General features: G+C 62.5%; 16 protein-coding genes. 10 read left to right on the top strand and 6 right to left on the bottom strand.

All coding sequences use genetic code 11. The annotated features are described in order from the left end of the window. Positions 1-18: 18 nt before the first annotated feature. Positions 19-1071: a vanillin reductase gene (gene calA, locus ACF8E5_RS04945; RefSeq protein WP_027914670.1), complete on the bottom strand. Its 1053-nt coding sequence runs from the start codon at positions 1069-1071 to the stop codon at positions 19-21. Positions 1072-1249: 178 nt separating this feature from the next. Between calA and ACF8E5_RS04940 the strand changes: the two genes are divergently transcribed. Beyond that, positions 1250-2155 carry an AraC family transcriptional regulator N-terminal domain-containing protein gene (locus tag ACF8E5_RS04940; RefSeq protein ID WP_392474970.1) on the top strand — a complete coding sequence of 302 codons (906 nt, stop codon included), beginning with the start codon at positions 1250-1252 and terminating at the stop codon, positions 2153-2155. Here the strand turns inward: ACF8E5_RS04940 and thpR are convergent. Then, positions 2144-2725: an RNA 2',3'-cyclic phosphodiesterase gene (gene thpR / locus ACF8E5_RS04935; RefSeq protein WP_058637341.1), complete on the bottom strand. Its 582-nt coding sequence runs from the start codon at positions 2723-2725 to the stop codon at positions 2144-2146. The genes ACF8E5_RS04940 and thpR overlap by 12 nt on opposite strands. A 158-nt stretch (positions 2726-2883) precedes the next feature. Here thpR and lpxO point away from each other — a divergent pair, with 158 nt between their 5' ends. The 6 genes from lpxO to ACF8E5_RS04905 all read left to right on the top strand — a co-directional run bounded on the left by lpxO (position 2884) and on the right by ACF8E5_RS04905 (position 8624). Further along, complete coding sequence (lpxO, locus tag ACF8E5_RS04930) at positions 2884-3783, top strand: lipid A hydroxylase LpxO (RefSeq protein WP_023536108.1); 900 nt, start codon at positions 2884-2886, stop codon at positions 3781-3783. A gap of 8 nt (positions 3784-3791) precedes the next feature. Beyond that, complete coding sequence (locus ACF8E5_RS04925; protein WP_058637342.1) at positions 3792-4361, top strand: GNAT family N-acetyltransferase; 570 nt, start codon at positions 3792-3794, stop codon at positions 4359-4361. A gap of 140 nt (positions 4362-4501) precedes the next feature. Continuing rightward, on the top strand, positions 4502-5668 hold the full coding sequence (locus ACF8E5_RS04920) for a DUF1624 domain-containing protein (protein WP_078479433.1): 1167 nt from the start codon (positions 4502-4504) through the stop codon (positions 5666-5668). A gap of 147 nt (positions 5669-5815) precedes the next feature. Further along, positions 5816-6826 (top strand): ABC transporter substrate-binding protein, encoded by a 1011-nt coding sequence (locus ACF8E5_RS04915; protein ID WP_197843955.1) that lies wholly within the window; start codon positions 5816-5818, stop codon positions 6824-6826. Beyond that, positions 6823-7839 carry an iron ABC transporter permease gene (locus ACF8E5_RS04910; RefSeq protein ID WP_078478765.1) on the top strand — a complete coding sequence of 339 codons (1017 nt, stop codon included), beginning with the start codon at positions 6823-6825 and terminating at the stop codon, positions 7837-7839. Before ACF8E5_RS04915 ends, ACF8E5_RS04910 begins: the two co-directional genes overlap by 4 nt. Positions 7840-7844: 5 nt before the next feature. Next, the gene (locus ACF8E5_RS04905; RefSeq protein ID WP_058637429.1) at positions 7845-8624 is read left to right on the top strand and encodes an ABC transporter ATP-binding protein; all 780 of its coding nucleotides are present in this window, start codon (positions 7845-7847) and stop codon (positions 8622-8624) included. A 105-nt stretch (positions 8625-8729) separates the two neighbouring features. On the opposite strand, the gene ACF8E5_RS04900 is transcribed toward ACF8E5_RS04905, so the two are convergent. After that, the gene (locus ACF8E5_RS04900) at positions 8730-9050 is read right to left on the bottom strand and encodes a hypothetical protein (RefSeq protein WP_392474969.1); all 321 of its coding nucleotides are present in this window, start codon (positions 9048-9050) and stop codon (positions 8730-8732) included. 122 nt (positions 9051-9172) lie between these two features. Next, positions 9173-9670: a GNAT family N-acetyltransferase gene (locus ACF8E5_RS04895; protein WP_145255302.1), complete on the bottom strand. Its 498-nt coding sequence runs from the start codon at positions 9668-9670 to the stop codon at positions 9173-9175. A gap of 128 nt (positions 9671-9798) precedes the next feature. Here ACF8E5_RS04895 and ACF8E5_RS04890 point away from each other — a divergent pair, with 128 nt between their 5' ends. From ACF8E5_RS04890 to ACF8E5_RS04880, 3 genes are all read left to right on the top strand, one after another. After that, entirely contained in the window at positions 9799-10278 is a 480-nt protein-coding gene (locus tag ACF8E5_RS04890) for a hypothetical protein (RefSeq protein ID WP_058637347.1), read from the top strand. A gap of 72 nt (positions 10279-10350) precedes the next feature. Then, positions 10351-11916 carry a sensor domain-containing diguanylate cyclase gene (locus tag ACF8E5_RS04885; protein WP_197843956.1) on the top strand — a complete coding sequence of 522 codons (1566 nt, stop codon included), beginning with the start codon at positions 10351-10353 and terminating at the stop codon, positions 11914-11916. Between the two features lie 158 nt (positions 11917-12074). Continuing rightward, positions 12075-13412: an MFS transporter gene (locus tag ACF8E5_RS04880; protein ID WP_078479434.1), complete on the top strand. Its 1338-nt coding sequence runs from the start codon at positions 12075-12077 to the stop codon at positions 13410-13412. A gap of 80 nt (positions 13413-13492) precedes the next feature. Here the strand turns inward: ACF8E5_RS04880 and ACF8E5_RS04875 are convergent, their stop codons facing one another. Together ACF8E5_RS04875 and ACF8E5_RS04870 are read right to left on the bottom strand one after the other, a co-directional pair. After that, positions 13493-14044, bottom strand: coding sequence for a DUF4174 domain-containing protein (locus ACF8E5_RS04875; protein ID WP_145255305.1), 552 nt, complete (start codon positions 14042-14044; stop codon positions 13493-13495). A gap of 210 nt (positions 14045-14254) precedes the next feature. Further along, on the bottom strand, positions 14255-18733 hold the full coding sequence (locus ACF8E5_RS04870) for an NEL-type E3 ubiquitin ligase domain-containing protein (RefSeq protein WP_392474968.1): 4479 nt from the start codon (positions 18731-18733) through the stop codon (positions 14255-14257). Positions 18734-18737: the final 4 nt, after the last annotated feature.

The following is an 18737-nucleotide window of genomic DNA, read 5'->3' as shown; positions in this document are numbered from 1 at the left end:
GTGCAGGTCGACGGCCGATCAGGCCTTGAGGGTCGCCATGTCGATCACGAAGCGGTACTTCACATCGCCTGCGATCATGCGCTCATAGGCCTCATTGATGTGCCGGATATCCAGCATCTCGATGTCGCACCGGATGTCGTGCTTGGCACAGAAGTCCAACACTTCCTGGGTTTCGGCGATACCGCCGATCAACGAGCCGGCCAGCACGCGGCGCTTCATGACCAGGTTGGCAGCATGCAGCGCAGGCTCGATCGGTTCGATCAACCCGACGAGGATGTGCACGCCGTCGAACGTCAGGGTTTCCAGGTAGGGATTGAGGTCATGTTGAACCGGGATGGTGTCGAGCAGGAAATCGAAACGACCGGCTGCCGCTTTCATCTGCTCGGCGTCGGTGGACACAATCACATGGTCTGCCCCTTGGCGGCGCGCCTCAGCGGCCTTGGCCTCGGAACGGGTGAACAGCGTGACTTCGGCACCCAGCGCCTTGGCCAGCTTGATGCCCATGTGGCCCAGGCCACCCATGCCAAGGATGCCCACCTTGTGGCCTGGGCCTACACCGTGGTGCTTGAGCGGCGAATAGGTGGTGATACCGGCGCACAGGATAGGGGCGGCGCTGGGCAGGTCCATGCCCTCGGGGATGCGTACCACGAAATGCTCGCTCACCACGATGCTGCTGGAGTAGCCACCCATGGTGTTGCTGCCATCGACCCGATCGGGCGTGGCGTAGGTCATGGTCGGGCCTTCGAGGCAGTATTGCTCAAGGTCCTTGGCACAGGCCGCGCACTGACGGCAGGAATCCACCATGCAGCCGACACCGACCAGGTCACCGACCTTGTGGCCGGTGACCTGGGCGCCTACCGCGGTCACGCGGCCGACGATCTCGTGGCCTGGCATCAAGGGGTAGACCGCAATGCCCCATTCGTTGCGGGCCTGGTGAATGTCCGAGTGGCACACCCCGCAATACAGGATGTCGATGGCCACGTCATCCGGGCGCGGGCTGCGGCGCTCGAAGGTCATGGGTGCCAACGGGCTGGTGGGGGTTTGGGCGGCGTAACCGATAGCGGTATACATAGAGACCTCGCGGTTAAGTGAAACGGTTCATGTGAAGCATTTTGTTCTCAGATAGGAACATTGCCCACCGCAGATTCTCCGGAAGCCTTGCCTGATTCTCCGAAGCTTCTGGTGCAGCCAACGCGCGGCGGGCATAATCCGTCCACCCATGCTGTCCGATTCTCTGCCCCGGTGCTCCATGCAACTGACCCGTCACGTCGACGCCAATGCCCCGCTTTGCGCACTCATACGCCGTCTGGCGGTTCGCCCAGGGTTCGTGCCCACCCACCTGCCCCTGGTACAAGTGCTGAGCTGGGACCACTACGTGGCCAGCAGCCCGCAGATCTATGAGCCGAGCCTGATGATCCTGGCCCAGGGCAGCAAGCTGGCCCGCCTGGGGCCCCGCACGCTCGAGTATGGCGCGGGGCATTACCTGGTGCAGGCGCTGTCGGTACCGTTCATGTGCGAAACCTTCGCCACGCCCGATGTGCCCTTGCTGGGCGTGGCAGTGGCCATCGACCGCGCCACGCTGAGCGAATTGGTGCAGAGCAGCGGCCTTGCCACCGATGGCCCGGTGCAGGCTCAGACGCCCCAGTCGATGACCTCGGCCGCCCTGGACGCGCCCATGCGTGAGCGGGTCGAGCGGTTGCTGGAGTGCCTGCAAGATCCTGTGGACGCCAAGGTGTTGGGGCCGGCCCGGGTGCGTGAAGTGCTGTACGCCGCCCTGCGTGGCCCGCAGGCCGGGGTACTCAGAGCGCTGGTCGAGCAACAGGGCCATTTCGCCCGCATCGGCGCCGCCTTGGCCCACCTGCGCGAACACTACAGCGAGCCACTGAGCGTCGAGGCTCTGGCTGGGCGAGCGAACATGAGCGTCTCCACCTTCCACGAGCATTTCAAGCGCTGCACGGACATGGCGCCCATGCAGTACCTCAAGCGCCTGAGGCTGCTCAAGGCACAGCAGATGCTGATCGGCGAAGGTATGGGCGTGGCTCAGGTCGCCCATCGGGTGGGCTACCAGAGCACGTCGCAGTTCAGCCGCGAGTATAAACGCCAATTCGAACGCAGCCCCGGCGAAGAACTGCCGTATCAGAGCCTACCGGTGTGAGCCCAGTGGGCTAATGAATGCGCCTCCATCCCCCAATGCCCAGCGTGCCAATGGCTGATAGGCGCCCTTTCGAGACTCGTAAAGTACACATTCCCGGGCGCTGACAAAGAACTCAGGCGGCGTGCTGGCCTCAGGGGGCTGCCCGTGAAAGTCGCGGGACAACGTCAAGTGGGGTCGAAAGGTGCGGTCTGCAACGGCGATACCCAAGGGCAGCAGCGCCTGTTGCAGCCCATAGACCAGTTGAAGAAGGGGCGCAGGCGTATGCTGCGCCTCAAGCACCAGGGCACCGGCCCTGTGCCACACCTGCAAGCGATCAAGCACCAGCCTCGGCGCCTTGTCGGGCAGCAGCAATTGGTCGACGGCAGCGCACACCGATGGGACCTGCGCCGCATCGACATTGCCCAGGAATGCCAGGGTGATATGGAAATTGGCGGCTGGCACCGGCCTGCCGCTGCGCAGCGCCAGGCTGCGTCGCCACTGGGAGACATCGCGGCGCTGGGCATCACTGACTGGCAGGGCGAAAAACAGCCGCTTGAACGGGCTGGCCGTGGAGCGAGTGTCCTGAGCCATAAGATCTCCTGAAGGTGAAACCAGGGTCGCGGACGATGCAACGCGACACCGAACCGGCCGGACAGTTTCGTAACAATAGGTACAAACTGCCGCGACGATTGTTTATGCTGGCGGGCTTATGCCATCGCGCATGGCCATTTTTCGACAAGTAAACGTCCATGAAAATTGCACTCGTTCTGCTATTCGTCCTCTCGATCGCCTACGTTCACCTGCGCGGCCGGGTGCGTCACAAGCTGACCCGCCAGCTGGGTGACCATTCCAGTTTCCTGGCCCCGGTCAACAGTTTCCTTTACTTGTTCTCGAAACATCCGGCCAAACCTTACCTGCCGGTCGAAGCCTTCCCTGAGCTACAACCGCTGCAGGAACACTGGCAGGAAATCCGTGAAGAAGCCCAGCGCTTACTCCAGGTTGGCGAAATCAAGAAGTCCGATAATTACGACGACGTGGGCTTCAACTCGTTCTTCAAGACCGGCTGGAAGCGGTTTTATCTGAAGTGGTACGGCGAAAGTCATCCGTCGGCCATGACCCTGTGCCCGCGCACCACGCAGCTGCTGCAAGGCATTGGCACCGTCAAGGCCGCCATGTTCGCCACCCTGCCCCCTGGGGCCAAGCTGGTTCGGCACCGCGACCCCTATGCTGGCTCCTACCGCTATCACTTGGGCCTGGATACTCCAAACGACGACGGCTGCTACATCGACGTCGATGGCGAGAAATATTCGTGGCGCGATGGCCAGGGCGTTGTGTTCGACGAAACCTACATCCACTACGCGGCCAACACCACCGAGCACAATCGCATCATTCTGTTCTGCGATGTGGAGCGCCCGCTCAAGTACCGCTGGGCCACGGCGTTCAATCGCTGGTTCAGCCGCAACGTCATGGCCGCCGCCGCGGCGCCCAACGATGCAGGGGACAAGACCGGCGCCATCAACCGCCTGTTCACCCGCATCTACCGCATCCGCGAACGCGGCAAAGCACTGAAGAAGCGTAACCGCACGCGTTACTACCTCGAAAAATGGGCAGTGGTGGCGGCGCTGGTGTTGGTGTTCATCTACATCTGAGGCTGCACATGATCAATCTCCGCCCCATGACGCCAGAAGATTTCGAGCGCTTCTGGCCCACGCTGCAGGGCGTGATCCAGGCGCGCGAAACCTACGCCCTTGACCCCGACATGACCTTTGAGCAGGCCCGCCACATGTGGCTCGAGCTGCCCCGGCATACACTGGTAGCCGAAGCGCAGGGCGAGCTCCTGGGCTCCTACTACCTCAAGGCCAACGCCGGCGGGCCAGGCAGCCACGTGGGCAATTGTGGCTACATGGTGACCGAGCAGGCACGTGGCCGCGGGGTGGCGCGCTTGATGTGCGAGCACTCGCAGAAGCTGGCTCGTCAGGAAGGCTTTCTGGCGCTGCAGTTCAACTCGGTGGTCGCCAGCAATGAAGTGGCGGTGGCCTTGTGGCACAAGCTGGGCTTCGAAACCGTCGGCCGCTTGCCCAAGGCTTATCGCCATGCACACCTGGGGTTGGTGGATTGCCTTGTCATGTATAAATGGCTGGCCGATGAGCCAGTCACGGAAAAGCCTGCGCTGCTCATTGGCCGCAAGAACATCGAAGCGCGTGTATCGCGTCGCAAGGGTCGGTAGTCAGCCTTGGCGCTCCAGGGTCTGATGCCCGTGCCCTGGAGCCAGTACACGCCAGATTCTGACGGTTCAAAACAGGCAGTCTTGCTCAGCGCTCGGGTTATAAGATAACGTTTCGTCCGTCGTCTTTAACCGTGATGCCCATGCCCCCTACATCCTTGCTACCTCCCCTCTCACACCAACGCTTGCAGAGCATCGACGCCCTTCGCGGTTTCGTCATGCTGATCATGCTGCTGGACCACGTGCGCGAAACGTTTTTCATGCAGTATCAGGTCAGTGACCCGATGGCCGTGGAAACCACCGAGCCTGCGTTATTCGTCAGTCGCACCCTCGCACACCTGTGCGCGCCGGTCTTCGTGCTGCTCACCGGCCTGTCTGCCTGGCTTTACGGCGAAAAACGGCAGCGTCGCGGCGAAGTCTCGATGTTTTTGTTCAAGCGCGGGCTTTTTCTGGTGGTGCTGGAATTCACCCTGGTGAACTTCGCCTGGACATTCCAGGTGCCGCCGACTGTGATCTACCTGCAAGTGATCTGGGCCATCGGTATCAGCATGATGGCGCTGTCAGCCTTGATATGGCTGCCCCGGGCTGGCCTGCTCGCCGTTGGGCTGACCCTCATCGCCGGGCACAACCTGCTTGACGGTGTGCACTTCGACGCCGCATCCCCCTGGCATGTGCCCTGGGCCATCGCTCACGACCGTACCTGGCTCGATGTCAGTTCCACACTGCGCTTGCGCACCTCCTACCCGGTACTGCCCTGGGTCGGCGTCATCGCCGTTGGCTACTGGCTCGGCCCCTGGTTGCACAGTGCGTGCACACCGGCACTGCGTCAACGACGGCTGCTACACGCTGGGTGCGGCGCCCTGTTGGGCTTTGTCGCGCTGCGCGCGATCAACGCCTATGGCGAAGCGCACTGGAGTGTTCACCCAGCGCTGGCGCAGACGCTGATGAGTTTCTTCAACATCACCAAATACCCGCCGTCACTGGTGTTCCTGACGTTGACCCTGGGCGTTGGGTTGCTGCTGCTGCGTGCATTCGAGCGCGCAGGGCACCCGCGCTGGATCGGAGTGCTGGCGATGTTTGGCGCAGCCCCGATGTTTTTCTATCTGCTGCACCTTTACGTGCTCAAGCTCCTGTACCTGAGCGCACTAGGTGTGTGGGGGGCCAACCAGGGGGCCTACTTTGGTTTCCAGACCATTGCCGCGGTTTGGCTCACGTCGGCCCTGCTACCGCTAATGCTCTACCCGCCTGTACGCTGGTTCGCCCGGCTGAAGGCGCGCCGGCGTGATCTGGCGTGGCTGAAGTACTTCTAGGCGGCTAAACCAGACCCTAAAAGCGTTTCACCCGGCGGCGCGATGGTCTACCATGCGTGCCGCCGGTTTCCACCCTCACATCAATAGGGAATCCCGCGTTCGTCTTGCGCGAGCCATCGGGAACTGCCCCACAGGAGATCGTCCTGCATGCTGCCCCGTTTCGCCACCCTGCTCGCTGGCCTTGGCATCGCCGGCCTGGCCCAGGGTGCACCCACCGCGTATCCGCTGACGATCGACAACTGCGGTAAACCCCAGGTGTTCACCCAGGCACCCCAGCGCGTGGTGACTATCGGTCAGGCGGGCACCGAAATGCTGTACGCGTTGGGCTTGGGTGCCCAGCTCGCCGGTTCATCGCTGTGGTTCAATGACGTATTGCCCGATTACCAGGCGCAAGACGCCAAGGTCCCTCGGCTTGCCGACAACGAGCCCAGCTTCGAGGCGGTGGTGGGCAAGCGCCCGCAACTGGTGACGGCCCAGTTCGAATGGATGGTCGGGGACAAGGGCGCGGTGGGTACGCGCGAGCAATTCGATGAGTTGGGCATCGCCACCTATGTGCTGCCGTCGGATTGCGAAGGCAAGGACAACCTGGTAGGCGCCGACGGCACGCGGCTGCAGGCCTTCCAGGTCGAAAGCATTTACAAGAGTGTCAGCGAATTGGCCAGCGTCTTCGATGTGCAGGCCCGTGGCGCCGCCCTCAATGACGAACTCAAGGGCCGTTTGGCCAATGCCCAGGCGCAGCTGGCAGGCGTGGACCTGTCAAATACCTCGGCGCTGTTCTGGTTCTCCAGCGCTGACCTGGCCACCGACCCGTACGTGGCAGGCCGCCAGGGCGTTGCGGATTTCATGCTGCGTGCCCTTGGCGTGCGCAACGTGGTGAGCTCCACCGAGGAGTGGCCAACCGTGAGTTGGGAGACATTGGCCAAGGCCAACCCAACCTGGCTGATCATTGCACGCATGGACCGCCGTCGTTTTCCGGCCGACGACTACCAGAAGAAACTCGACTTCTTGCGCAATGACCCTGTGACCCAGCACATGGACGCCGTCAAGCATGGGCGCATCATCGTGCTCGATGCCGAGGCGATGCAGGCGGGCATTCGTTTGTTCCGCGGCTTGCAGACGCTGGCGGCAGCCTTTTCCACTGGCGTTGCAGCCCCGTGATCAAGCGTCTGACGGTGACCTGCGCCGCATTGGTAGCCCTAGGGGGTGCGCTGCTGGCGGGTACTGCGATCGGTGAAAACCCTCTGTCATTACGCTTGGTCGGCCAGGTGCTGGCCAACCACGCCTGGCAAGCGGGCTACCCGCTCGACCCCATCGATGCTGGTGTTGTGTGGAACTACCGGCTGACCCGTAGCCTCGTCGCGGCGGCTTGCGGCGCCGGGCTGGCCACCTGCGGCGTGATCCTCCAGGCGCTGCTGCGCAATCCGCTGGCCGAGCCCTATCTGCTGGGCCTGTCGGCGGGCGCATCTACAGGAGCGGTGCTGGTGGGTCTGTTGGGCGTGGGCAGCATGACCCTGAGCATGTCTGCTGGGGCCTTCATCGGCGCCTTGGCAGCCTTTGCACTGGTGCTGCTGCTGGCGCGCGCCGCGAGCCCAGGCAGCACGGGGGCTCACGTCATCCTTGCCGGGGTGGCTGGCTCGCAGTTGTTCAATGCTGTGACGGCGCTTCTGATCACCAAGTCGGCGACGGCCGAACAGGCCCGCGGCATCCTGTTCTGGCTGCTGGGCAATCTCAGTGGCGTGCGCTGGCCTTCGGTCTGGCTGACCGTGCCGGTTGCCCTATTGGGCCTTCTGATTTGCCTGTGGCAACGCCGTGCGCTGGATGCGTTCACCTTTGGCGCCGATTCGGCAGCATCCCTGGGCGTGCCGGTACGGCGCACTCAACTGTTACTGATCAGCTGTGCAGCCCTGGTCACCGCCGTCATGGTCTCCATCGTCGGCGCGATCGGTTTCGTGGGCCTGGTCATTCCCCATGCGCTGCGCCTGCTACTCGGGCCCGGTCATAACCGGCTCCTACCGGCCAGCGCCCTGGGCGGGGCGCTGTTCTTGATCACCGCGGATATCCTGTCGCGGACGTTGATCGCCGGACAGGTCATCCCCGTAGGGGTGGTCACGGCCCTGATCGGCGCACCGGTGTTCGCCGTTATCCTGGTAGCCCGAAGGGGACGCGCGTGACCGCCATGGCGCCCATGCAGCTCGCCCCACTGGATTGCCAGGGCATCAGCCTGCACCTGGGTGGCCGCCCGGTGCTCGACGGGATCGACCTGACGGTGCACGCCGGTGAGACCCTGGCCATCGTCGGGCCAAACGGCTCGGGGAAGTCGTCGCTGCTCAAGGTGCTGGCAGGCCTTCGCAAGCCCGCCACGGGGACCGTGCAACTTCTGGGCAAGTCGCTCTCGCGTCTGCCTCGCAGAACGGTGGCAAGGGCATTGGCACTTGTCGAGCAGCATGCTGACACGCTCGATGCCATTCGAGTCTTCGACGCCGTGGCGTTGGGCCGCATCCCATGGTTATCGGCCTTGGCGCCGCTCGGTGACGACGACAAGGCCATCGTCGAGCACGCCCTGGCTGATGTGGATGCGCTGCATTTGCGCAGCCGCCTGTGGGGGTCGTTGTCCGGTGGCGAGCGCCAGCGCGTTCACATCGCCCGGGCGCTGGCGCAACGCCCCGCAGTGCTATTGCTGGACGAGCCCACCAACCACCTCGACATCCAGCATCAACTCGCCCTGTTGCAGCAGGTGCAGGGGTTGCCGGTCACCACGCTCGTGGCCCTGCATGATCTCAATCAGGCATTGACGTGCGACCGTGTGGCGGTGTTGAACAATGGGCGACTGGTCGCCTTGGGCAAACCGCTGGATGTGCTCACGCCCGCTTGCTTGCTGAGCACCTTCGGCGTTCACGCGCACGTGCTCACCGACCCGATGGACGGCGCTCAGGTACTGCGTTTTCGCTGCGCGTGAGTGCCTCCGTGCCACGCGGCGCATTGTGGACGGCGGGTAGGCTGACGGCCGTGCGTGTTGAATACGGGCGGCGGCAGCGAAGCCACCGCGCGCCCATGTCAGCGGTCAGTGAACCGTGTCGGTCGCCGTGCGGCACCATTGCGCCCGCTCCTGACCGGTGAGTGAGTCCGACAGTTCGATGAAGGTGGCTTCCAGTTCCGGTTCGACGTGACCGGCCACCTCGATGCGACTGAGCAGGTACTGCCTGACCGTTCTGGGCCATCGGCCCTCTCGGTGCGCGGCATTGATGATGCTGGCGGCATCCTGGCAGGTGGCGCCACGCCATATGTCCATCAGGCGGTTTTGGAAATCGTCGAACGACCAACCGTCTGTGCGAACTTCGAATTCATCCAGCAGTTTCAGTTTGTACAGGGCCATGTGCGGCATTGTCGCTCTCCCTCTGCGGCTGTGAAAAGTCCGTGCACGAGGAAGCAAATCATCACCTGCCTTGTAAGAAAATGAACGCGTGGTCCATCACGCCCACGTCAATGTAGGACATGTCCGAGCGCTTAACGCAGCCGCAGGTCCATGTGGGTTGTCTGCCAGACCGGGTCGTCCTCGACCTGCAGCAGGGTGAAGCCCTGTCGCTCCCAGAAGCTGACGGCCCCCGGCAGAAACGGATGGGTATGCAGGTAAAAACGGTCGATTTCTTCGCTTGCCGCTTGCGCCGTCAAGGCCCCGAACAAGCGCGCCGCAACGCCGTGCCGGCGATAGGCAGGCAACACGAACAGACGCACGACCTCGACCACACGCTGGTCACCGTAATCGAACTGAGCAAAACGATTGTCATAGGGCAGGTAGCCGATTACGCCCACCAGGTCTGCGCCTGCCCGTGCTTCGATGAACGCGCCGGCGCCTTGCAGATAGACATCATCAAAATGTTCAAGGTCCGCAGGTTTGGGCGCGCTGGCAAGCATCGGAAACAAGTCCCGCCGCGCGGCCTCGACAAAGGCCACGACCTCCTCACGGGTTTCTGGGGTCACGGGGCTCAGGATCAGTTCAGGCATGGGGCAACCGTTGCAGTGAAAGGGCCTGGTTCTACCGCAGCGAGCCCGGCAAGGCAAATGCAACGCTCGTCCAGGACGCGTGCGCACCCCTATAATTGCCCTACTCCACAGCCCACTCAGGCCAAGCCATGCCTCGCCCTTCGAAGTTGCTGCTCATGTTTGCGCTCATCGCCGCGGTCACGGCGTGCGACCAGAAGCCCACGCGTGAAGAACAGATCGTTGCCCAGCTGCCACTGCAGGAGGCTTATGACCACAACATTCAACGCATGGCCGTGCTCCTTGCAGGCAAGCACCCGGACGTGAGCCAAGCCAGCATCGAACAGGTGCTGCGCCGACACCTGACCGTTGACGACCAGCGCCAGGACCTGTTCCGCCTGTACAGCGAACAGAATTTTACCGATGCCGAATTCGCCAGTATCGTCGGCGCCTTGCAGGACCCCGCCAAGGCCCGCGCTTTGGAAAAAACCCCTGAAGGCAAGCGGTTGAGCGAAAAACTCACGGCACTGATGCAGCAAACCGCCGCAGATGCCAAGGTACAGGCGGTGGCTGAACAGCGCATGCAGGACGTGGAGGCAGAACTCCAGGCTCTGGAAAACCCCGCCCCCTGAGCGTCACGCGCTACGCGACGGCTATCGAGGATTGCTTGCCATTCTCCGTATCTGATGATTTCGAGGTCAGGATTGCCAAACACCAAGCATGGATTGCGACTGGACCTGCGCAGGCTCATTCTGGTGCTCTGTGCACTCACTGCACTGGTAATGCTGTGCGCCAGCTATTTTGCCAGCTACCGCGTCCAGCGCCAGTTGCTGATCGATCACGCGCTGGAAGCGAACCGGGTGTACGCCACCAAGCTGGCCAGCATCACCGAAACCTTCATCGGGAACGCCTTGCAGCAATTGCAGTTCAGCGCAGGTGTGCAAGGCCGGCAACTGAGTGACGCCGTGGCCTTGCAGGCTGAAACACACCGCGTGCTGGCGCAGAGCATGGCGTTCAATTCCACCTTCGTGATCGATGCCGACGGCACGTTGCTGTCCGTCTCCCCTGCGCCGCTGCGGCACCTGGTGGGCGGGCGCATGCACTCCCCGGGGGTCGACGAAGCGCTGCACCTGCGGCGTGCGCTGGTCTCTACCCCTTACGTCTCCGCTGCCAACAACTTGGTGGTCACCCTCTCGCAGCCGATCATCGACGAGCAAGGCCGTTACCTGGGCTACGTAGGGGGCACGCTCTACCTGCGCGAACACAACATCCTCAACAGTTTGCTGGGCGAGCATTTCTACAAGGACGGCTCATATCTCTATGTAGTCGACCACCAACGACGCCTGCTCTACCACCCTGATAACCAGCGTGTCGGTACCGTCGTGCAGGGCAATGCCTTGATCGACCAGTTGCCAACGCTGCCCAGCGGCACCCTGGCACTCACCAACAGCCAGAACGTCGAGATGCTAGCAGGCTTCGCCACCGTGCCCAGTGCCCGTTGGGGCGTGGTCGCCCAGCAGCCACTGTCACGCACCGTGGCACCGCTCAATACCCTGGTCCTCAACGTGATAGGTGCATCGGTGCCACTGGCGCTGGTCGGCAGCCTGTTGCTCTGGTGGCTGGCATTGGTCATCGCTCGGCCGCTCTGGCAGCTCGCCGCCAGTGCAAGGAGGATGGACAGCGCCAACACGGCCGAAGATTTGCACCGGGTGCGTGCGTGGTATTTCGAGGCAGCTGAGCTCAAGCGAGCGTTGTTGTTCGGCCTGAATTTGCTACACGAACGCATAGGCCGGCTGAACCGCGAAGCCCAGACCGACCCCCTGACAGGGCTGGTCAATCGCCGCGGGCTGGAATTCAGCCTGTCGTTGTTAGAGGCTGAAGGCCGGCGTTTTTCAGCCATCGTCATGGACGTGGATCATTTCAAACGGATCAACGACAGCCACGGGCACGACACAGGCGATGCCGTGCTACGACAACTGGCCCATTCGATGCGCCGCTGTTGTCGGGAAGGCGACTTGCTTTGCCGTACTGGCGGCGAGGAGTTTCTGATGCTATTGCCTGGCGCAGACCTGGCTGTGGCAGCCAGTGTGGCCGAGCGCCTGCGCGCGATCATCGAGGACACCCCGATAGCTCCGGTGGGCGACCTGACTGTGTCGCTTGGAGTGGCGCATTGGGAAGGCACAGGCGATGCGGCCGGCACGTTGGCCGCGGCTGACAGAGCGCTTTATCTGGCCAAGCAGAGTGGGCGCAACCGCGTTGTCGTGGCCTAGAGCTCCAACCGCCCCGGTCGTTTCTGGCATCCAAAGGTCGTCCTCGACAAAGCAACCCATAAGCGGGGCCGATCTACTGACAACCACAACAAATGATGGCGCGGCTCGACCGCACCACGCTCGTCATGGCTGCCAATGGAAAATCGGAGAGCACCCGCATGTCCGCACCTCACGAGGTATCCCCTGCCACCCTGCGCAGGGTGATCGCCGCTTCGGCCATCGGCAATTTCGTCGAATGGTTCGACTTCGCCGTCTACGGCTTTCTTGCAACCCTCATCGCCAGCCAATTCTTCGCCAGTGGTGACCCGAGCGTCGCCCTGCTCAAGACCTTCGCCGTGTTCGCCGTGGCATTCGCCCTGCGCCCACTGGGTGGCATCGTGTTCGGCGCGCTGGGAGACCGCCTGGGACGCAAGCGCATCCTGTCGCTGACAATTTTGCTGATGGCAGGCTCCACCACCCTCATCGGCCTGCTCCCAACGTATGCCAGCATCGGATTGGCAGCCCCCGTACTGTTGACGCTTGCACGCTGCCTGCAAGGCTTCTCGGCCGGAGGTGAATATGCGGGGGCATGTGCCTACCTGATGGAGCATGCACCAAACGACAAGCGCGCGTTCTACGGCAGCTTCGTGCCGGTCTCGACGTTCTCGGCCTTTGCCTGCGCTGCCGTGATCGCCTACGGCCTGGAAGCAAGCCTGAGCACGGAAGCCATGGCCGCCTGGGGCTGGCGTGTACCGTTTCTGATCGCCGCACCCTTGGGCCTGGTGGGTTTGTACCTGCGCTGGCGCATGGAAGAAACGCCAGCCTTCCGTGAAGCACTGGCGCAAGGCAAGGAACATGAGCATTCGCCCCTCAAGCAGACGCTGCGCCACCATGGACGCGCGATACGCAACCTGGGCGCGTTCATCTCCCTCACCGCACTGTCGTTCTATATGTTCACCACCTACTTTGCCACCTACCTGCAACTGGTGGGCAACCTGACTCGCGCCCAGTCATTGCTGGTGACCACTGTTGCGCTGCTGTTCGCCGCCGCGGGTTGCCCGGTTGCCGGCGCTGTGTCGGATCGCATCGGGCGGCGCAAAACCATTGGCTTTACCTGCTTGTGGGTGATGCTGTGCGTGTTCCCGGCCTACTGGCTGGCCAGCTCGGGGTCGATGTTCGGCGCCCTGCTAGGTGTGGTGCTGCTGGCGGTGGGTGCATTGTCCAGCGGCGTTGTAACGGCGGCCCTGCTATCGGAAAGCTTCCCTACACGTACCCGCTATACAGCCTCGGCCATTACCTATAACGTGGCCTACACCCTGTTCGGCGGCACCGCCCCGCTGGTCGCGACCTGGCTGATCGGGCAGACAGGCAGCAGTCTGGCGCCAGCTTTCTACCTGGTCGTCATTGCCTTGATAGCGCTAGTGGGCGGGCTGGCATTGCCGGAAACTTCGCGGATATCGCTGCACGATGACCCTACTCTCGTTGCGACTGGCAGCGCCGGGCAACCCACCGCCTGACCCGTAAGGGCTGCACCGGCGGCTGCACCGGCAACCCCGCATGGCGCCCGCCCTTCGCAGGCGCTTGCTTGACAAAACGCTCAATCTTCCAGGGGCTTGGGCGGTGCACTGGGCTTGGAGGGCTTGGCCGGTTTTGCATCCTTGGTCTTTTCCTGCGCCGCGGCCGCGGCCGGTTCGGATGCCTTGATCGCTTTCTCACTCGCAGGTAGGTCGTCCACCGCCTTGATGATGGCCTGGGGGTCGAGAACCTCCCCGGTGTCATCGTCCTTGAGCATGTGCCGCTCACCGTCCTTGCCAACGAGGATGACCTTGGTGCCTTTACTGGCACCGAGCTTGAGCTCGCGGATCAGTGCCATGGTGGTCTGCTGCTCAAGGTTCTTGTCGCCCTGTTTCCCCATCATCTGGGCGACGCTGTACAGCACGACGTTACGCTCCTTGAAGGCGGCCTGCGTAGCCGGATCCTCCATGGCCTTGGTAATGGCCCTGAGGGTGGGGTCGGCACTGCTAGGTGCGATGATGACCAATGGCCTTGCCTTGCCCAGCTCCTGGGCCAGTGGCCCATTATTGTCAGCCGCAAAAGCCGGGCTCACAGCGGCGAGCAAGGCGGCGAGGGTCAGTGACCGGACGAGCATGCGCATCTCCTTTTTCTCTCGATCAAACAAAGACTACAGACCTTGGAGAAAGGTCCGACGCAGGAGCCTAAACCAACCCACCCGGCAAGGCGCAACTCAAAAGTAACTGGAGGTGTCCACCCTGCCAGGTGGCGCCCTAGATAGCCCATGCATGCCTATGAGCATAGCTCAACACGCTTATCCTGCGCTGGTACGACGGCCTGCTTCACCTCAGGGTGAGATGGGCTCGGCCGCGCTGTCCAGCGCCTGACGCGTGATGGCCAGCAGAAGAGCGCGCTCGCCTGTCTGGCGTTGCTGTGAAATTTCTTCTGTCTGCTGCAACACCTGCTGTTCGCTCAGATCAGGAGCCTCTTGCACAGCCTCCAGCCGTGCATGAAAAGGGGCGTTCATCTCCTCAAAACGCTGCGCATGCACGTTGCGTACGTGCCTGCACCAGAACTCCCGATCCAACAGAGAGTTGGCCAGTTGCTCGCTGGTTTCTGCCTGCAGCACGCGCCTGGCTGCCCGCTCCATATGCGCTTCGGTAACCCCGGCTACCTCCCTGAATGACATGCCGCTGGTGAAGATGGGCAGGTCAAGGCGCTCGCGTAGCGCCAGGCGGTAAGCCAGCACCACCTCGATCTCGTCAGGATCGGCACCATCGGCCTGGCGCCAGCGCACGTCATCCATGGCCACACGCTCGACCTCATCCAAGCGCCACAGCTGCCGCCCCAGGTGCAAAAGAGCCTGTTCCTGATCACCTTGCTGCGCTTGGGCGTCGGCCTGCCAGACCCGCAGGCGCACTTCAAGGTCGCTGAAACGCAGAGCCACGCTGTCCTGACAGGTCAGTTGCTCGGCATCGCTGAACATCGCCACCCTCAGGTCGCTCGAATCACGCATGGCTCTTAACAGGGTCAGTACTCGGCCGGCGAGATAGCGCGCGCCGGTGCGGTGTTGAAAGTCGGCTGTTTCCATGAGGCGTTCGAGTAGACCGAAGAACTCGCCGGCGTCCTCCATGGCCTGCAGGTGTTCCCAGCACGCGCCCAGTTCGGTGCGATGGTCCAGGCCGATCGCATCCATCCAGCGCAGTCGCACCAGTACCATCGCTCGGTCACGGGCGCGGGTAGCGGCCGTGAGCAACGCTTGCGCCAGCCGCTCACGCTCAGCAGCCGACAGCGGATTGCCGCCCAGGTGGACTTCACCCTCCACCCACAGGCGCGATTCATAGAAGTTCTCAGGCAACGCCGTGAGCAGGTTGTCGCGCAAATCGACCACCCGCAGGGATGTACTCTCGAGCAGTTGGTAAGGCAAGCTGCGCAGGCCGGCGCCTGCTATACGCAACTCGTGCAGGTATGTCAGCCCGCCCACCGAAAACGGCCTGCCCAACGGGTTGCGTGAGAGGTCCAGGTAACGCAAGTTGCTGCAGCAAGCCAGAATAGTGGCCTGCCCCGCATCAAGCACAATCTGGTTGTGTGCCATGTTCAGCGTCCACAGATGTTCCAGCTGCAAGAGCGCCTGGGGAATCCGCAAGAGCTGGTTATCGGGAAGCTCGAGCGACCGAACACTGGTGAATGCACCCAGGAAGCTTTCAGGCAAATGGCGGATGCTGGCGTCGCGCAGTGCCAGTGAATACACATGGTCGAACCCTACCTGGGACGGCAGCTCCGGTAGGCTTTCGGTATGAATGCCAATCATGTCCCAACGATAGGCTTGGATAAGACTGTCGCCGTGCATGTCCTCATCCAGGACGTGCTGCCAGCAATTGCGCAAGGCTCGTCCAAGCGATCGGCGGCGTTGTCGTTCGGCATGGCTAGATCCTTGCCTGGCCCATGTGCGCAACTGCGCGCTGAGGAGCCGGTACTGATCCTCCAGGCGTCGCAACCGTGCTTCGATCCCCCCTGCGGCCGATCGCGCATCATCCAGCCACGCGTCAAGCTGGGTATCGGTATAAGTGGGGTACAGAAACCTCAGCCTTCGCAGGTAGGGGTTCGGCCTGCGCCCTCCACGTCCACTGAGCAGGTACCCCACGCGACCGTCGGCCAAGCGGGTGGGCAATTGCCAGCGGCGGCGAGTCGTGATGCCCAGGAGCTCAGGCAATGCTGCCCGGTGAACCTGGGCGAGCGCAGCGACTTCTTGGCGCAAACATTGGGCGAAAGGCTGATGCAGCCCCATGGAGGTCAGTTGTGCCTGATCATAGGCACTCACGATGGCGTCGAACAGGTCGCCGGGAGGACAGATCTCCTGCGCGAAGGCGTTTCTCACGCTGTAGCCTTGGGTTTCATGGAACAGCTGCAGCTCGGCATCCCCTTCTCCAACACTGGCCAGTTGTACGCCGTTGGACTGCGCACTTAACAGCCGCCAACGTACATTACCGATGCCGCCAGCTCGATAAGCGAGCAACCCCAGGACCAACTTGGCCAAATCCGTATCCTGGGACGTCCGCAAATACAGGCTTTCGAGGGCGCGTTGCACCCGAATGTACGAGCTGCGCTGACGGGCAGCTTCGGCCAGTTGCAAGGGTACGCGGCCAGTCTGACGCAGACGTTGCAGGTCGACGCTGCTCGCATTGGCCAGCAGCGTCTGTGCCGCAGCAGGGTACAAGCGTGGAAATACGCACTGTAAGGCTTGGATTTCCTGGCTCGAAGGGGGCGTTTGCTGATCCAACAGGTGCTGCATGACTTCGTACCGTTGTCCATCGAGCTGCGCCGCTAGATCCACATTGGACAGCCCTTCGCCACCGGTCAGCTGGACAACCTGCGCCAGCAGGCTCTGATCCTCGGCTACAACGCCAGTGCGCAACTGCACCAGCAGGTTGTCGACACGCTGAGCAAGATGCGCACGGCTGCTGGTGTCGATCAGCGCTGGCAAGGGGTCGGCGCCGCGAATATGCAAACCGCGTAGCTGGTCGTCGTCGAGCGCGTGAATGGCCATGACCTGCTCGATGCGCGTGTCATCGAGTTCTGCCATCGGCCCGCCCAATCGCCTGAACAGGTAATGGGTTGTCGACCAATCGAGGGGGGATTCACTCCACAACCGCCACGCACCTGCACCGTTGTGCTGTAAAAGAGGACCCATACCGTCGCGCGGCAACAGTTGCCACTGATCGTCGGTCGCCCGTTGCTGCACCGGGTAAGTGTGGCCGTCCATGCGGATCCATGCATCAGTGCCTTGGCGGCTGATTCCCTCGTGATCTGTCAACGCTTGAGCAGGTGGCGGGGCGCTTCGAAACGGCGACAAGTCCTCAGACCACAGGCGCGCGCCGTCATCTTGCACATCGGACTGGACCAGGCCATCAACCCAGGTCGAGCGTTTCCACGCCTTGGCCAAGCCATAACCCGCCCCTGCGGTAGCGCCAATCAGCGTGACTTCAGCGGCCACATGGGTCATATGATTCATGGCCTGCTCCGTCTCGCCCTCATGCCAAGCGTCCACCCCATGGAACACCTCCTTCAGCAACTCCCAAGCAGTCACGGCAAGCAGTACCAAGCCCAACCCAGGTAGCCAGAAGCTGGCCAATCCCAGCAGCGTCCAGCCTTCGGCTGCCAGGCGTTGCTCATGGGCACGCTCGAGCGCTCGATCCAAAGCGTTGACCGGAGGCGCCAGCGTCGCGGCATCGTCCATCACGTGTTGAGCGCGAGCGCTGGCGAGCGTTTCGAACACAGGCTCCGACAAGATGCTCGCCACCGGGTACAGGTCAGCCGTGGCCCAGACCGGCATGTCCTCATAGAACGCCGTTGCGATCTGGCTGAAGAACCGTTGGCTATCACGACGTCGGATGAAACGCGCAAAAAACTGCTGATAGGCAGGCTGGCGCAAGCGTTTGTTCAGCACGGTGCGTTCAAAGCGCTCCAGATTATCGGCAACGCTCCAGGCTCCAAACGGGTCACCCGGGATATACACCAGCACACGCTTGCTCGAGGTGTAGAAAGGTGCCAACGATTCGTTCCGCACATCCAGCACCAGAATCTGCTGCAATGGACAGTCCAGGATCTGCAGACGTTTGGGAATCACCCGATCGCCGTGCAGGTGTCCAAGCCTGCCGCTTTGCCACAAGTCGACCAGCAGTTTGAGTTCCCCAGGGGCAAATACGCCCTGGGCGTCAGCCTTGAATGCATCAAGCAACATTTCGTGCCGGTTCAGCTCGCCCAGTAGCGCTTGCATGGAGGCCGACGTCAGATGGGCGGCCAAGTGCTGCTGATAGAGCGCCCCTAGATCCAATTCCCGGACCCATTGGGCAAACCGAGCGGCACTAAGTCCCGGCACCGCGTTACCTGCCGCGTCATATACGCCGGCCATGGGCGGCAAGATCTGTGGCTGCATCTCTTGAGCGGTAAAATTTCGCAATACGGCTTCGAGCAGCGGTATCAGGTAGTACTCGCGCTTGGTCAAGGGCACCCGCACAGGGAAGTACGTGGCCAGCGGCACCTCGTAAGCATTGCGAAACCACAACTGGTCCACGCCCTGGGTGATACCGAAGCGCGCGCTCAAGGTCTTCTCCAGCAGGGGCTTGGCGAATGCGTCGATGCCTTTGATCGATCCCCACCGCGCCGCCAGACGGTGGCGGCAGGTCAGGCTGCTGTTGAGGGCTTGGCCTGCCTGGGTGACGAATGCCTTGTCGAGCTCTTTGAGCCAGCCCGGCAAGCGAGCAGCGATCAGGCCGTCCTGGCCGGCCTGCTCTGCCAGTTGAAGATCAGTGAGTGCGGTATCCATCAGT

The sequence above is a fragment of the Pseudomonas sp. WSY_20 genome (genome assembly GCF_043104335.1).
Taxonomy (GTDB): Bacteria; Pseudomonadota; Gammaproteobacteria; order Pseudomonadales; family Pseudomonadaceae; genus Aquipseudomonas; species Aquipseudomonas parafulva_B.
The sequence above is the reverse complement of the archived record's forward strand: the minus strand, read 5'-3'. Positions and strand labels throughout refer to the sequence as shown.

Coding starts and splice junctions, on each gene's coding strand:
- calA (WP_027914670.1), bottom strand. CDS start 1,071: ATGTATACCGCTATCGGTTACGCCGCCCAAACCCCCACCAGCCCGTTG.
- ACF8E5_RS04940 (WP_392474970.1), top strand. CDS start 1,250: ATGCAACTGACCCGTCACGTCGACGCCAATGCCCCGCTTTGCGCACTC.
- thpR (WP_058637341.1), bottom strand. CDS start 2,725: ATGGCTCAGGACACTCGCTCCACGGCCAGCCCGTTCAAGCGGCTGTTT.
- lpxO (WP_023536108.1), top strand. CDS start 2,884: ATGAAAATTGCACTCGTTCTGCTATTCGTCCTCTCGATCGCCTACGTT.
- ACF8E5_RS04925 (WP_058637342.1), top strand. CDS start 3,792: ATGATCAATCTCCGCCCCATGACGCCAGAAGATTTCGAGCGCTTCTGG.
- ACF8E5_RS04920 (WP_078479433.1), top strand. CDS start 4,502: ATGCCCCCTACATCCTTGCTACCTCCCCTCTCACACCAACGCTTGCAG.
- ACF8E5_RS04915 (WP_197843955.1), top strand. CDS start 5,816: ATGCTGCCCCGTTTCGCCACCCTGCTCGCTGGCCTTGGCATCGCCGGC.
- ACF8E5_RS04905 (WP_058637429.1), top strand. CDS start 7,845: ATGGCGCCCATGCAGCTCGCCCCACTGGATTGCCAGGGCATCAGCCTG.
- ACF8E5_RS04900 (WP_392474969.1), bottom strand. CDS start 9,050: ATGCCGCACATGGCCCTGTACAAACTGAAACTGCTGGATGAATTCGAA.
- ACF8E5_RS04895 (WP_145255302.1), bottom strand. CDS start 9,670: ATGCCTGAACTGATCCTGAGCCCCGTGACCCCAGAAACCCGTGAGGAG.
- ACF8E5_RS04890 (WP_058637347.1), top strand. CDS start 9,799: ATGCCTCGCCCTTCGAAGTTGCTGCTCATGTTTGCGCTCATCGCCGCG.
- ACF8E5_RS04880 (WP_078479434.1), top strand. CDS start 12,075: ATGTCCGCACCTCACGAGGTATCCCCTGCCACCCTGCGCAGGGTGATC.
- ACF8E5_RS04875 (WP_145255305.1), bottom strand. CDS start 14,044: ATGCTCGTCCGGTCACTGACCCTCGCCGCCTTGCTCGCCGCTGTGAGC.
- ACF8E5_RS04870 (WP_392474968.1), bottom strand. CDS start 18,733: ATGGATACCGCACTCACTGATCTTCAACTGGCAGAGCAGGCCGGCCAG.